The 14444-nt window shown below is 64.2% G+C and carries 15 protein-coding genes; 6 read left to right on the top strand and 9 right to left on the bottom strand.

Annotated elements, in window-relative coordinates; translation table 11 throughout:
* Positions 1 to 141 precede the first annotated feature (141 nt).
* Positions 142 to 1383 (top strand): aminotransferase-like domain-containing protein, encoded by a 1242-nt coding sequence (locus AC6LJY_RS05325; protein ID WP_498135432.1) that lies wholly within the window; start codon positions 142 to 144, stop codon positions 1381 to 1383.
* A gap of 153 nt (positions 1384 to 1536) precedes the next feature.
* Positions 1537 to 2553 carry an amino acid ABC transporter substrate-binding protein gene (locus AC6LJY_RS05320; protein ID WP_104142648.1) on the top strand — a complete coding sequence of 339 codons (1017 nt, stop codon included), beginning with the start codon at positions 1537 to 1539 and terminating at the stop codon, positions 2551 to 2553.
* Positions 2554 to 2604: 51 nt separating this feature from the next.
* Here the strand turns inward: AC6LJY_RS05320 and AC6LJY_RS05315 are convergent, their stop codons facing one another.
* From AC6LJY_RS05315 to dprA, 3 genes are all read right to left on the bottom strand, one after another.
* Complete coding sequence (locus tag AC6LJY_RS05315) at positions 2605 to 3078, bottom strand: hypothetical protein (protein WP_120157202.1); 474 nt, start codon at positions 3076 to 3078, stop codon at positions 2605 to 2607.
* Positions 3075 to 3983: a hydroxymethylglutaryl-CoA lyase gene (locus AC6LJY_RS05310; RefSeq protein WP_046803102.1), complete on the bottom strand. Its 909-nt coding sequence runs from the start codon at positions 3981 to 3983 to the stop codon at positions 3075 to 3077. The genes AC6LJY_RS05315 and AC6LJY_RS05310 overlap by 4 nt, the downstream gene beginning before the upstream one ends.
* Positions 3984 to 4105: 122 nt before the next feature.
* Positions 4106 to 5218, bottom strand: coding sequence for a DNA-processing protein DprA (gene dprA / locus AC6LJY_RS05305; RefSeq protein WP_104142651.1), 1113 nt, complete (start codon positions 5216 to 5218; stop codon positions 4106 to 4108).
* A gap of 224 nt (positions 5219 to 5442) precedes the next feature.
* Here dprA and def point away from each other — a divergent pair, with 224 nt between their 5' ends.
* Positions 5443 to 5955: a peptide deformylase gene (def, locus tag AC6LJY_RS05300; protein ID WP_314355317.1), complete on the top strand. Its 513-nt coding sequence runs from the start codon at positions 5443 to 5445 to the stop codon at positions 5953 to 5955.
* A 32-nt stretch (positions 5956 to 5987) separates the two neighbouring features.
* Positions 5988 to 6938: a methionyl-tRNA formyltransferase gene (fmt, locus tag AC6LJY_RS05295; RefSeq protein WP_104142652.1), complete on the top strand. Its 951-nt coding sequence runs from the start codon at positions 5988 to 5990 to the stop codon at positions 6936 to 6938.
* A gap of 70 nt (positions 6939 to 7008) precedes the next feature.
* Here fmt and AC6LJY_RS05290 read toward each other — a convergent pair whose 3' ends face one another.
* From AC6LJY_RS05290 to AC6LJY_RS05270, 5 genes are all read right to left on the bottom strand, one after another.
* On the bottom strand, positions 7009 to 7530 hold the full coding sequence (locus AC6LJY_RS05290; protein ID WP_046803146.1) for a class IV adenylate cyclase: 522 nt from the start codon (positions 7528 to 7530) through the stop codon (positions 7009 to 7011).
* Between the two features lie 84 nt (positions 7531 to 7614).
* Positions 7615 to 8241 (bottom strand): pyridoxamine 5'-phosphate oxidase family protein, encoded by a 627-nt coding sequence (locus tag AC6LJY_RS05285; protein WP_219991351.1) that lies wholly within the window; start codon positions 8239 to 8241, stop codon positions 7615 to 7617.
* 21 nt (positions 8242 to 8262) lie between these two features.
* Positions 8263 to 8889, bottom strand: coding sequence for an HAD hydrolase-like protein (locus AC6LJY_RS05280; RefSeq protein ID WP_046803107.1), 627 nt, complete (start codon positions 8887 to 8889; stop codon positions 8263 to 8265).
* Between the two features lie 32 nt (positions 8890 to 8921).
* Positions 8922 to 9488, bottom strand: a complete 567-nt coding sequence (locus tag AC6LJY_RS05275; protein WP_104142827.1) for a hypothetical protein — start codon at positions 9486 to 9488, stop codon at positions 8922 to 8924.
* A 42-nt stretch (positions 9489 to 9530) separates the two neighbouring features.
* Positions 9531 to 10118: an LOG family protein gene (locus tag AC6LJY_RS05270; protein WP_046803108.1), complete on the bottom strand. Its 588-nt coding sequence runs from the start codon at positions 10116 to 10118 to the stop codon at positions 9531 to 9533.
* A gap of 230 nt (positions 10119 to 10348) precedes the next feature.
* On the opposite strand from AC6LJY_RS05270, the gene AC6LJY_RS05265 reads away from it, so the two are divergent.
* Positions 10349 to 10900 carry a ferritin-like domain-containing protein gene (locus tag AC6LJY_RS05265; RefSeq protein ID WP_046803109.1) on the top strand — a complete coding sequence of 184 codons (552 nt, stop codon included), beginning with the start codon at positions 10349 to 10351 and terminating at the stop codon, positions 10898 to 10900.
* Positions 10901 to 10979: 79 nt separating this feature from the next.
* Here the strand turns inward: AC6LJY_RS05265 and rimO are convergent, their stop codons facing one another.
* Positions 10980 to 12296: a 30S ribosomal protein S12 methylthiotransferase RimO gene (rimO, locus tag AC6LJY_RS05260; RefSeq protein ID WP_046803110.1), complete on the bottom strand. Its 1317-nt coding sequence runs from the start codon at positions 12294 to 12296 to the stop codon at positions 10980 to 10982.
* A 376-nt stretch (positions 12297 to 12672) separates the two neighbouring features.
* Here rimO and AC6LJY_RS05255 point away from each other — a divergent pair, with 376 nt between their 5' ends.
* A complete protein-coding gene (locus AC6LJY_RS05255; protein WP_498135431.1) occupies positions 12673 to 14385 on the top strand; it encodes a ShlB/FhaC/HecB family hemolysin secretion/activation protein in 1713 nt (570 codons plus the stop codon).
* The last annotated feature ends 59 nt before the right edge of the window (positions 14386 to 14444 follow it).

Genomic DNA, 14444 nt, shown 5'->3' with positions numbered 1-14444 from the left:
CACACGGTGCGCGCCAGTCGTTGACCCTGCGTAATACGCAGGCTTAGAATTTGCGGAGATTTGTTTATATTTCAATGTTCTATGCCCTCCGGCGCCGCCCCAGCGGGCGACACGGTTTCCCACCTTCCCCAGTCTCCCGCCATGTCCAGCGCTGCGCCAGAATACGCCTTTGCCACGCCTTTCCTGAATCCCCCCGCTTCCCCCATCCGGTCCTTGATGCCCTACGCGTTGCGTCCCGGCACCATTTCGCTGGCCGGCGGCTACCCCGCCCAGGAGCTGTTTGACGTCGAAGGCTTGTCGGTGGCGTCCACCCAGGTCATGTCGCGGCTGGGCGCCTGCCTGCAATATTCCAACATCGATGGTCAAGCCAGCCTGCGTAACGAGCTGGCGCGCCTGTCCGCCGCACGCGGCCTGCACTGCAATGCCGACACCGAGCTGGTTGTGACGGGCGGGTCGCAGCAGGCGCTGGCGCTGCTGACGCGCGTGATGCTGCAACCCGGCGACCACGCCATCATTGAATCGCCCGCGTTCCCCAATTCCGTGCAGGCGTTGCGCTACACGGGCGCCACCGTGCACACCGTGGCATCCGGCCCGGACGGCATCGACGTGGACGCGTTGGACGAACTGGCCGCGCGGGTCAAGCCGAAGATGGTCTGCGTCGTGGCCTCGTTCTCGAACCCTTGCGGCGCCACCATCTCGCGCCAGCGCCGTCTGCGCTTGCTGGAACTGGCGGTCAAGCACCGCTTCCTTATCGTTGAAGACGACCCGTACAGCGAGTTGCGCTTTGCCGGCGAAGCCGTGCCGCCCATCGCGGCCCTGGCGGAAGGCGAAGCCCGCCACTGGGCGGTGTACCTGGCCAGCATGTCCAAGACCATGGCGCCCGCGCTGCGCATCGGCTGGCTGATCGCCCCGCCGGAAATCCGCCGCCGCTGCGTCAGCGCCAAGGCGGCCGACGATATGGCCTCGTCGGCGTGGATCCAGGAAGTGGTGGCGCAGTACCTGGCCAACGGCCGCTACGACGAACACGTGCCGCGCATTCGCGCCGCCTATGGCCTGCGCTGCGACGCGATGGCCCAGGCGTTGGCGCGCGAACTGGACGGCCGCGTCAGCTTCAGCAAGCCCGAAGGCGGCATGTTCTTCTGGGCGCGGCTGACGGGCGATGTGGACGCCACGCGCCTGTTGCCGTATGCGATTGAACACGAAGTGGTTTATGTACCCGGCAAGGCGTTCTACGCCAATGTCGAACAGGCCGACCTGTTTGCCATGCGCATGTCGTTTGCCACCATGAACGAAGTGCAAATTGCCCAGGGCATGGTGCGCCTGGGTCGCGCGCTGGACGCGTGCGAAGCGAACGAGCCGGTGTCGATTTCGTTGGCGGCGTAGGGCACCCGGTAACCGGGCGGCGCGGCGCAACCCCACCAGCGGGCGGCGCTGCGCATACCTAAATAAGCGCTTGTTATTTGGCGCGGGCGCTTCATGTCTATAAGCTTCTTGCCTCGGCGCGTCCGCGCGCCCGGTACAACAGGAATCCAGGTCATGAACATTGCAAAAGGGTTGGTGGGCGCGGCGCTATTGGTAGCGGCGGCGCAGGGCGCGCAAGCGGCAACGGTAGACGTCGTGCGCCAGCGCGGCGCCGTGGCTTGCGGCACGACCACGGGCTTTGCCGGCTTTTCAGCGCCCGACGCGCAAGGCAAGTGGCAAGGGCTGGACGTGGACCTTTGCCGCGCCATCGCCGCGGCGGTCTTTGGTGATGCCAACAAGATCAAGGTGGTGCCGCTGAATTCGCAGCAGCGCTTCACCGCGTTGCAATCGGGCGAAGTGGACGTGTTGACCCGCAACACCACCGTCACGCAGCAGCGCGACACGGCGCTGGGCATCATCCACGCCGGCATCAATTTCTACGACGGCCAGGGCTTTCTGGTGCCCAAGTCGCTGGGCGTGAAAAGCGCCAAGGACATCAACGGCGCAACCATCTGCCTGCAAACGGGCACGTCCAACGAGAACACGTTGGCCGACTGGGCGCGCGCCAACAACGTCACGTACAAGCCGGTGGTGATCGAAACGTTCAACGAAGTGGTCAACGCCTTCGCGGCGGGTCGTTGCGACGTGTTCTCGACGGACGCGTCGGGCCTGGCGTCGATCCGTATCTCCAAGCTGCAAAATCCGGACGACTACGTCGTGCTGCCCGAGATCATTTCCAAGGAACCGCTGGGCCCATTCGTGCGCCAGGGTGACGATACGTGGCTGAACATCGTGCGTTGGTCGCTGTCGGCAATGATCGAAGCCGAAGAATACGGCGTCACGTCCAAGAACGTGGACGAGCAACTGAAAAGTGCCAACCCGAACATCAAGCGCATTCTGGGTGTCACGCCCGGCAGTGGCGCGAACCTGGGCCTGGACGAAAAATGGGCCTACAACATCGTCAAGCAGGTGGGCAATTACGGCGAGAGCTTTGAACGGAACGTGGGCGAAGGCAGCCCGCTGAAGATCAAGCGCGGCCTGAATGCGCAATGGACGCAAGGTGGCTTGATGTACGCGCTGCCGATCCGCTGATCGGCAGGGTTACAGGGTTGCGGCAACGCCGCACCCTGCCTTCCCAGCCCGTCATCCGCGCCGATACAGCTGCGCGATCTTCACAAAGGCCGCGCGCAGTTCACGCGTGCCGCCCTGGATGATGACGGGTTTGCCTCGGTGCGTGAATATCACCAGGCGCTTGGAAAACAGCATGGGCACAAAGCGTGCATAGCGCACGTCTTCCCATGCCACTTCGCGACGCGTGAACCAGGATTGGCGCAGGCCACGATCGTCGATCGTGGTGATCGACGTCTGCATGTGCCAGGACACGAACAGCAGCCCCACAAAGCACAGCACCACGACCACCGCCAGCACCGTGTCGAACGGCTGCGCGGGCGCGCGAATCGCGGTGGTGACCACCTGCACGCCCAGCACCGCCAGGATCACCCAGGCCAGAATGCGGACCCAGTCGGGCCAGGCCTGGCCCGACAACGGCAACGGGCCGATCTCGCGCAGCAGGGCCGCGCGATCTTCAAGAGTCGGGGCGGGGCCAGGCGAGGTCATGCCGCCCGTTTGGCCGCGATGGCATTGCCCGCGCGGCTGGAACCCTTGCGGTTCAGGTTGGCCGACATCCACTGGCCGATATCGACCACGGCGTCGAAGTCCACGCCCGTGTCGATGTCCAGCCCGCGCAGCATGTACAGCACGTCTTCGGTGGCGACGTTGCCCGTGGCGCCCTTGGCGTAGGGGCAGCCGCCCAGGCCGGCAACCGACGTATGGAAGATCGAGATGCCGGTTTCCAACGCGGCCAGGATGTTGGCCAGCGCCTGGCCGTAGGTGTCATGGAAATGGCCGGACACGCGCGCCGGATCGACCACGCGGGTGACGGCCGTCATCACGTCGCGCACCCGCTGCGGCGTGCCCACGCCAATGGTGTCGGCCACGTCGATTTCATCCACCTGCATTGCCAGGTAGCGCTGCGCCACGTCCACCACCGACGCAATCGGAACCTCGCCTTGATACGGACAGCCCAGCGCGCAGCTGATGCTGCCGCGCACGCGGATGCCGGCGTCGCGCGCGGCTTGCACCACGGGCTCGAAGCGGGCGATGGATTCCGCGATGGAGCAGTTGATGTTCTTTTGCGAAAACGCTTCGCTGGCGGCGCCAAAGATGACGATTTCATCCGCGCCGGCGGCCAGCGCGCCTTCAAAGCCCTTCATGTTCGGCGTCAGCACGGAATAGATCGTGCCCGGGCGGCGTTCGATGCGCGCCATGACGTCGGCGCCGTCGGCCATCTGCGGCACCCACTTGGGCGACACGAACGACGCGGCTTCCACATTGGGGAAGCCCGCGGCGGACAGGCGGTTGACCAGCTCGACCTTGATGTCGGTCGGCACGAATTCCTTTTCATTTTGCAGACCGTCGCGGGGCGACACTTCGACGATCTTCACGCGGGAGGGCAAAGCCATGTCTCTTCCTGGTTCGATTTGGGTGACGCGTCGCGCAACGCTGCGGCGCCATCGACAATATTAGCGCCATCGCCGCGCGCCGGGCTTGTGCGCGGGGCCGGGTGTCGGGCCATGGGATGACCCTATTTCAAACGTTGGTAGCGGCCGTCATCCAGACGGGCGAGCCGGCCCTCTAATTCCAGCTGAACCAGCTGCGCCTGCAGGTCGCCGATGGCGATGTTTGAACGCGTCTGGATGGCATCCACGTGCAGCGGGTCGTAACCCATGGCATCCAGCACGGGGTGGTCCGGCAATGGCGGTGGCGGGGGCGGCGCGCGGCGACTGGCGGGCGTGGGCCCGCCGCCCAGTTCATCGGTAATGTCAGCCGCGGTTTCCACCAGCTTTGCACCCTGCCGAATCAAGGCATGGCAACCGCGCGACAACGGCGAGTGGATCGAGCCGGGGATGGCAAACACTTCGCGCCCGCTTTCGCCGGCCAGCCGTGCCGTGATGAGCGAGCCGCTTTGCTTGGCCGCTTCCACCACCAGCACGCCGCGAGCCAGGCCCGCCACGATGCGGTTGCGCTTGGGGAAGTGGGGCGGCAAGGCGCCCGTGCCCAGGGGGAATTCAGACACCAGCGCGCCGTTGCCGGCGATGCGGTGGGCAAGGTCGCGGTGGCGAGCGGGGTAGATGCGGTCAATGCCGGTGCCCATGACGGCGACGGTGCCCGCGCCATCGGGGCCGGCGTCCAGCGCGCCTTCGTGCGCCGCCGCGTCGATGCCCAGCGCCAGGCCGCTGACGACGCGCCAGCCGTGGCCGGCCAGGTGGCGGGCAAACGCACGCGCGGTTTCCTGGCCGCCGGGCGTGGCATTGCGCGCGCCCACCACGGCCAGGGATGGGCCTTGCAGATAGGCCGGATCGCCCACCACGTACAACAGAATGGGCGGGTCGGCGATGGTCAGCAGGCTTTGGGGATAGGTCGGGTCCGCCAGCGTCACGATGTGGCGGTGGGGCGCATCCACCCATTGCAGCGCGGCGTCCACCTGCGCCGCCATGTCGGCCGGCATGGCGGCGGCCAGCTGGCGCGCCAGCGCATCGGGCAAGTGGCGCGCGAGGGCAGTCGCCCGCTGGGCGTAGATCTGCTCGGGCAGGCCCAGCGCGCTCAGCAGCGTACAGGCGGTAGCGGAACCCACGTTGGGTTCCAGGGACAGCCGCAACCAGGCGGACAGTTCGGCGGACGTATGCGTAAGCGGCATGAGGCGGGCGCGATGGCGTCAAGGGTGGCAAGTGTCGCATGCAAGGCGCCGCAGGCGCCGATGCATGGGTGGCGTTTTTATCTCTCTGGTCTGCTTGCCTGCCAGCCAAAGAAGCGGGGACGCAGTGCTCCGGTAATGCCTCATTTAGCCGAAAACTATTAGAAATCAATACTCTAATGAATTAAACTCTTGCCTACGCATCAATTACTGGCGATCCCTTTTCAATGGCTTTACTTCCTATCCTTCGCTATCCGGACCCGCGCTTGCACAAGAAAGCCAAGCCGGTAGCCGAAGTCGACGACCGCATCCGTCAACTGGTACGCGACATGGCCGAAACCATGTACGACGCGCCGGGCGTCGGCCTGGCCGCAACCCAGGTTGACGTGCACGAACGCGTGGTCGTGATCGACGTGTCCGAAGACAGCAACGACCTGCTCGCGCTGATCAACCCCGAGATCACCTGGCGCAGCGACGACTGCAAAATCTACGAAGAAGGCTGTCTGTCGGTGCCCGGCATCTACGACGAAGTCGAACGCGCCTCGCGCATCCGCTGCAAGGCGCTGGACATCGACGGCAAACCCTTTGAATTCGAAGCCGACGGCCTGCTGGCCGTGTGCGTCCAGCACGAGCTGGACCACCTGGAAGGCAAGGTCTTCGTCGAATACCTGTCCAACCTGAAGCAGAACCGTATCAAGACCAAGCTGAAGAAGGCCGAGCGCGAAGCGCTGCGCGACTGATTCCCGTTTTTTGACTTTTTGGTCTGAACCCCATGCGCCTAGTTTTTGCCGGCACGCCGGAATTTGCCCGTATCGCCTTTGACGCCTTGCGGGCCGCCGGTCACGACATCGCCCTGGTCATGACCCAGCCTGATCGGCCCGCCGGGCGCGGCTTGAAGCTGACGCCCAGCCCGGTCAAGCAGGCCGCGCTTGACGCCGGCATACCCGTTGCCCAACCGCGCAGCCTGAGGCTGGACGGACGCTATCCCGACGAGGCCGCCGACGCGCGCGCGTTGTTGGAACAGGTGGCGCCCGACGTCATGGTGGTGGCGGCGTATGGGTTGATTTTGCCGCAATGGGTGCTGGACTTGCCGCGCCTGGGTTGCCTGAATATCCACGCCAGCCTGTTGCCCCGCTGGCGCGGCGCAGCGCCCATCCAGCGCGCCATCGAAGCCGGCGACGCCCAAACGGGCGTGACCATCATGCAGATGGATCAGGGCCTGGACACGGGCGACATGCTGCTGGAACGCGTGGTGCCCATCTCGGCCGAGACCAACGCCGCGCAATTGCACGACGCCTTGGCGCTGGCGGGCGGGCAGGCGATTGTGGACGCGCTGAATGCGTTGGAACAAGGCGGCCTGACGCCGACCAAACAACCCGAGGCCGGCGTGACGTACGCCGCCAAGCTGGATAAAGCCGAAGCCGCGCTGGACTGCACGCAACCCGCGGCATTGCTGGCGCGCCGCGTGCGCGCGTTCAACCCCGTGCCCGGCGCCAGCATCCGGCTGCCGGGCCTGCCCGACCCCGTCAAGGTCTGGCGCGCGCAGGCGCTTGAAGACGCGTCGGCGGCCACGGCGGTCGAGCCCGGCAGCGTGCTGCGCGCCGAGGCGGATGGCATCGACATCGCCACCGGCGACGGCGTGCTGCGCTTGCTGGAATTACAAAAAGCCGGCGGCAAGCGCCAGCCCGTGGACGTGTTCGTGCGGGGCTGGCAACCGGCCTGACGGCGGCTTGCGCCTCGCTGCGCTGCGCCTCGCCGGGCGGATCACCGCCTCGGCTTGTGCTCCACGCCGGTCACGGACGCGGCGTTGCCGCCAACAAGTCCAGATACGCGCCCGCCACCAACTGCGTGGGCGCGACACCCAGCCCCGCCATCAGCGTGCGGGCTTCTTCGCTGCCGGCGTCCAGGCTTTCGCCATCGCGCAGCACCACTTCCAGTTCCAGAAAATCCCCCAGCCCCTCGACCCGATCCAGATGGATGCGCGTGCGTCCGGCCATGAATACGGTGCGGTGCTTTTTCACGCGGCCGATTGCGCCGTAGGCCAGCGTCAGCGTCTGGCGCAGGGTGTCGGGCGAATCGGTCGGTGAAATGGCGTAGAAGCTCTCCTTGGGGCCGGCTTCGTCCGAGCGACGATAAAAAATGAGCTCGCCGGTGCCGTCGCCAAAGGCGCGCAGCTTCAGGCGCCCATGCGTGCACGTGAAGAAGGTGTCGTCCTGGTCAAGAATCACCGGTTCCTGCCCCGACAGCGCGGCGGCCAGGGGTTCAAGCACGGCCAGGTTATCGACCCGTGCCTTGATTTCAACGTTGCGAGCCATGGCGTTACCCTCGCGCAAGGTGAATGCAGACGGCACCGATACCGCACGGATACCGCATCGATACCGCGCCGCATCAATACCGCATCAATACAGCGTATCCGCCACCCGCGCGGGCAGGTCGCGGTCGTAAGCCGCGCCATCGAAAGTACCGGCCGTCAGGTCAGACAGAATGCGCCCGGTGCTTGGCAGCGCGCTGCGTGGCACCTGCGTGGCCGGGTCCCACAGGCGCGATCGCAGCAGCGCCCGCGAGCACTGAAAGTACACCGTCTGCACGTCCACGATAAGCACCGAGCGCGGCTGCTTGCCGTCCATCGCAAAACGCTCAAGCAGCGCGGGGTCGACACTGACGCGCGCCGTGCCATTCACTCGCAGCGTTTCACCCACGCCCGGCACCAGGAACAACAGCGCCACGCGCGGATCAGCCAACACGTTCAGCAAGCTGTCCACGCGGTTGTTGCCCCGGCGGTCGGGCAGCAGCAGCGTTTTTTCGTCTTCCACCACGACAAAACCGGCGGGATCGCCGCGCGGCGATGCGTCCAACCCGTCCGGCCCCGATGTTGCCAACATCGCAAACGGCGCCGCTTCAATGAACGCGCGGTAATGCGGATGCACGTGATCCACTTCCTTCTTCAGCGAGGCCTCGCCGGGGGCGCCGTACAACGCTTGCAGCGCGGCGGCGTCGGTGACGAGATGAGCGGGATCGATGTGCATGGCGGGTTCCGGTCGGCAGGGTCAGGCCAGGATGGCGGGCAGGTCGGCTACGGTCAAAAAGAGTTCGTCGGGCTTGCGTTCGCGCAGGGCGTCCACATGGTTATAACCCCAGGCGACCGACCCTACGCGCACGCCGGCCTTGCGGGCGGCGTCGATGTCGCGCATTTCGTCGCCCACCAGCAGGAAGCGTTCGGGGGCGACTTCATGGCGCCGCATCAAGCGGTCGATCTTGGCGGCCTTGCCGAACAGGTCGGTGCCGCATTCATAGTCGTCGAACAGCGCGCAGGTGTCCGCGCCCAGCACGCGCTGCACGTTTTCAATGGAATTCGAACTGATCACCGCCAGGCGCACGCCGCCTGCCTTGATCCGCGCCACCGCGTCGGCAATGCCATCGAACAGGTGCACGCTGGGATCGATGTCCTGCATCAGCGTGCGCACGTGCGTCATGATGGCCGGCAGTTTCCACAACGGGATGCCCAGGTACTTCAGGATTTCCGAGGCCTCGCGGTGACGCAGGTTTTCGCGTTCGGTCAGGTCGATCTTGCGAAAGCCGTACTTGTCGGCCACCGTGTTCAGGATGGAATTGAACCAGGGCATGGTGTCCGCCAAGGTTCCGTCAAAGTCGAATGCAGCGATGTCGTATTTCAAGTAATCAGTCCGTTTGCCGGCTTCTGGCGGGGCTACAAGCCGTTGGGGTGAAGCAAATAGTGCACGACCGGCGCCAGCGCTTCAAGCGGCGGCGCGCTGGCCACCACGCGCCCGGCATTGGTCCACGGGTAGTCCAGGCCCAGCAACCAGCCGAACACGGCGGGCATGTCGCCGGGCGGCAGCGTGACCATGGTTTCGATGGTGATGGTCAGGTCCGTGGCGCGATACGGTTGCGCCTGGAATTTCCAGTCGTAGCGGCCGCAGCCTACGCGCACATTGCCGGTGGCCTTTTCGGTCATGCCGACGATCCAGTCGCACTGGTAGTCGGGCAAGCGCGCGTCGGGCGCGGGACGCGACAGGTAGAACGTATAGACGTTTTCGTAGGTCTGGCCAAACTTGCGCACCAAGGTGTCCGCAATGGCCGCGACCCCGTGGGATTCGGGCGGAAACGCGATGGCTTGCGTGCGCAAGGCCATTTTCAGCACCGCGTCCGACGCGAATGCCCGCGCCAGATGATGCGGTCGGTTCTCATCCTTGGCGTGGAAATAGTCGCGCAGCACGGACTCGGTGCTGGCGGGGGATAAGGAATCGGAAGTCATTTCAAGAACGGGCGTCATGGGCTCAACAGGGCAAGAGGGCCATCAGGCCGTGATGGGGTCGAACCACTTCGAGACGTTGGGCGGCTCGTAGATGGCATAGCGATCCAGCAGCAGGGCGGGGTCTTCTTCGACCACCAGCATGTCGCGATGCTGCGGTCGGATGAAGGCTTCGTCGACGGCGTGATCCACAAACTGCACCAACGCGTCGTAGTATCCCGCGACATTCAACAGGCCGCAGGGCTTCTGATGCATGTTCAGTTGCGCCCACGTCCACACTTCAAAAAACTCTTCCAGCGTGCCCGCACCGCCAGGCAATGCGATGAAGCCGTCCGACTTCTCAATCATCATTGCCTTGCGCTCGTGCATGTTCTGCACCAGGTGCAATTCGGTCAGGCCACGATGCGCCTGTTCTTTCTTTTGCAGCAATTCGGGGATGACGCCGATCACGCGGCCGCCAGCGGCCAGCACTTCGTTGGCCACCACGCCCATGATGCCGACGACCGATCCGCCGTACACCAGCCCCAGGTCGCGCTTGACCAATTCGCGGGCCAGCACGCGGGCCTGCTCGATGTAGTCCGGGCGGGTGCCGGGGTTCGAGCCGCAATATACGCAGATGTTCTTCAGGTTCATAACAGGTTCGTGATGGCCGGGCCCGTTACAGATTGCGTCACGGGCGTTCCGGGAAGTCGATAGTTTACGAGAACGTCAGCGGGCGCGTTTTGGGGCTTGGGCGCCGTGCAAATTGGTGGCAGGAGCAATGTTTGGACACAGCAACTTCTGCTGCGATCGGTAGACTGAGTCGTTCGGTACGACTGGAAATCCAGCGTCGTAGGGCTTTCACTAACAGAGGAGCGAACGATATGGAACAAACGACCCGAACCCCCGAGAAGGCCAGCCGCCCATTCGACATGGACGTGAAGGCGATCCGCGCCAAGGCGCGCCAGGACATCGAGTCAGGCGCCGTTACGGACACCTATCGCGCAGACCGGGAAACCGTGCTGAAGCTGCTGAACGAGGCGCTGGCCACCGAAGTGGTCTGTGTGCTGCGCTACAAGCGCCATTACTTCATGGCTCGCGGCTTGAACGCCGAGCCGGTAGCGGCGGAATTCGCCGAACACGCCACGCAAGAACAGGAACACGCCGACCGTCTGGCTGAACGCATCGTTCAGCTGGGGGGCGAACCGAACCTGTCTCCCAAGGGCCTGCTCGAGCGCAGCCATTCGGAATATGTCGAAGGGTCATCCCTGCAAGACATGATCAAGGAAAACCTGATCGCCGAACGCATCGCCATCGACAGCTATCGCCAGATGATCGAATACATCGGCGAACAGGACTCGACCACGCGCCGCTTGCTGGAAGAGATCCTGGCGGTTGAAGAGGAACACGCCGACGATCTGGCGGACTTCCTGTAAGACTGGCCGCTACACGGTATCGGCCAGGCGGTATCGGCCATACAGCAAGGGCGCCTGAAACTCAGGCGCCCTTGCTTTTTCAAAGGGCTTCGCCCCACAGATCGTATTCATCCGACTCGGTGACGCGCACGCGCACCAGATCGCCCGCTTTCAAGGGCTTGTCGGAACTGACGTACACACAGCCATCAATCTCCGGCGCGTCCGCGCTGCTGCGGCCGATAGCGCCGTCTTCGTCCACTTCATCGATCAGCACATCGATCTCGCGGCCCACTTTGCGGGCAAGGCGCGCGGTGGAAATACCCTGCTGCAATTCCATGAAGCGTTCCCAGCGGTCTTGCTTCACGTCGTCGGGCACGGGATTGTCCAGCAGGTTCGCGGGCGCGCCTTCCACCGGCGAATACTGGAAACAGCCGACGCGATCCAATTGCGCTTCCTGCATCCAGTTCAGCAGATACTGGAAGTCTTCCTCGGTCTCGCCGGGAAAGCCCACGATGAACGTGGAGCGGATGGTCAGATCGGGGCAGATTTCACGCCAGCGCTTGATGCGCGCCAACGTCTTGTCTTCAAACGCCGGGCGCTTCATGGCCTTCAGAATGCGCGGGCTGGCGTGCTGGAACGGAATGTCCAGGTACGGCAGGATCTTGCCCTCGGCCATCAGCGGAATCACTTCGTCCACGTGCGGGTACGGGTACACATAGTGCAGACGCGTCCACACGCCCATTTCGGACAGCGCCAGGCACAGTTCCGTCATGCGCGTCTTGACCGGGCGGCCGTTCCAGAAACCGCTGCGGTACTTGACGTCAACGCCGTACGCGCTGGTGTCTTGCGAAATCACCAGCAGTTCCTTCACGCCAGCCTTGACCAGGCGTTCGGCTTCGCTGAGCACGTCGCCCACCGGACGGCTGACCAGGTCGCCGCGCATCGACGGAATGATGCAGAAGCTACAGCGGTGATTACAGCCTTCCGAAATTTTCAGATAAGCGTAGTGGCGCGGCGTCAGCTTGATGCCTTGCGGCGGCACCAGGTCCAGGTACGGGTTGTGGTCCTGCTTGGGCGGCGCGGCATCATGCACGGCGCGCACCACCTCTTCGTATTGCTGGGGGCCCGTCACCGCAAGCACGCTGGGATGCACCTTGCGGATCACCGATTCCTCGACGCCCATACAGCCGGTCACGATGACCTTGCCATTCTCGGCCAGCGCTTCGCCAATCGCTTCAAGCGATTCGGCCTTGGCGCTGTCGATGAACCCACAGGTGTTGACGACGACAACATCCGCGTCGTTGTATTCGGGCGTGACTTCGTACCCTTCGGTGCGCAGTTGGGTCAGGATGCGTTCGGAGTCGACCAGGGCTTTAGGACAGCCCAGGCTGACGAAGCCGACTTTGGGGGAAGACATGGAATACCTCGGTGGGCGCGAGCCGGCGCCAATGATCAAAACGTGCGCAATTTTAGCGCGGCGGAGCGGGGGCCGTTATTTTAGGGGAAACGCGGCGCATTCATAGCCTGGCGTGTCGCGTGCGTGCTGCTTTGCGTCGGTCACGTATTGCCGTCGAAGAGTTCACGAATTCAGCCGTCAAAAATCGGATAGTTACTAAAATCTTATAACGCCGGCCAACGACATTAATACGGCGTTCAAATTCTAGTAAAAATCAGATTTTGCTTATTCGCGCCGGTTTCCATTGTTTTTGACTATCTCGTCACGCAAACTGCCTCAACATTTAGTTTCAACGAGATAGAACGCGCCTTCGGCTTGCCGCAGGCGCGGAACCGTTATGAATTCCTATTGGTGCCGGCGAGTCGCCGCAGTGGTATTGATCGCGGCGGGCGCTTGCCCTACCGAACCCTTCGCGCAGACCCCGCCCGAGGCGGTATCGCGCCCTTCCGAAATTGAACGCAGGCAAGAGCAAGAGCTGGACGCCCAGCGCGCCCGCTCGGCCGAGCGCCCGGATGTCTTGTCGCCCGATGCCGCGCGCAGCAAAAGCGAGCTGCACCTGCCCGTTGAATCGCCTTGCTTTGTCATCGGTGACCTGAGCTGGGACGACGCGCCACCCCCTTCAGCCTTGGCCGGGGCCGCTCGCGCTGTCATCGGCCAATGCGTCGGCGGACAAGGGCTGCGGGCGTTTCAGGAATATCTGAACGCCTGGCTGATCCAGGATGGCCAGATCACGGCACGCGTGGTGGTGCCTGAACAATCGCTGGCGTCAGGCGCGCTGACGCTGCGCTTTCTGCCCGGCCGCATCTCAGGCGTGCAAGACGCCAATACCGTTGGATGGTGGCGCACCGCCTTGCCCACCGGCCCTGGCGGCGAACTGAATCAGCGCGATCTGGACCAGGCGCTGGAAAATATCCGCCGGCTTCGTGGTCAGGCGGACGCCACCATCGATGTGGGACCGGGCCCCGAACTTGGTGACTCCGACATCATTCTGCGTCCAGGCACGGGCAAGCGTTGGCATGGTTACGTGGGCAGCGACAACGGCGGCCTGGACGCCATCGGCAAGTATCAGGTCAACGCCGGACTAACCCTGGATTCCCCCTTGTTCCTTTATGACCAGCTGTCTGTGTCGTGGAACAGCAATGCGCGCTGGCGCGATGCGGACTCGAACACGCGGGCCGCGTCCATCAACTACAGCATCCCCTTTGGCTACTGGACGGCGTTTGCCGGCGCCAGCAAATCCACCTATCGCCAAACCGTGGCCGGTTTTGACGAACCCATCGTCTACGGCGGCACCACCAAGCAGTTGCAGGCGGGCGTGTCGGTGGTGCCCTATCGCGGTACCGACTACAAGGGCACGGCGACGATGGCCGTGCTGCGCAAGCGCGTCGGCAGCACGTTGAACGACGTCGCCATTGAAGTCCAGCGGCGCGACGTGACGGGCTACGACATCAACGTGGCGCACCGTCACTATGTGGGCCGAGCGGTGCTGGATGCCGGCGTGGGCCTGCGCGGCACGCTGGCCGGCCTGTCCGACCAACCCGGCTTCGTCTACGGCGACCCCGACTGGGATGGCCGCAGCACCATCGCGCTGGCCAATGCCGGGCTCTACCTGCCGTTTCAATTGGCGGACCAGCCCTGGGCGTACCACGTCAGCTGGCAAATCCAGCACGCCAAGACGCCGGTCGTGCCGTCGGACTACTTCACCATCGGCAGTCGTTATGCGGTGCGCGGCTTTGACGGCCAGATGACGCTGGCGGCCGAAGACGGCTGGACGCTGCGCAACGATTTGTCGCTGGGCCTGGACAAGCTGCTTGGCGGCCCCGGTCATCAACTGTATGCGGGTGTGGACGCCGGACGCGTGGGCGGCGAGTCCGCGCGATGGCTGACCGGGCGCACGTTGGTGGGTGCGGTGGCTGGGCTGCGCGGCCGCTTATCCATCCCCTATGTCGATGCCAGCTATGACCTGTCTGCCGGCTGGCCGTTGAAGAAGCCGGAATCGTTAAAGACGGCATCCACCGTGTTCGCCGCAGCCGTGATGTTCGAGTTCTGATCCCGCGGCATTGCTCCGCCGGCCTTCCTGTTTGATCTGGTCGACAAGGCGCCGGGCTT

The sequence above is a fragment of the Achromobacter sp. RT286_PF genome (assembly GCF_059760425.1).
This window is presented reverse-complemented; position numbering and strand designations above follow the sequence as displayed.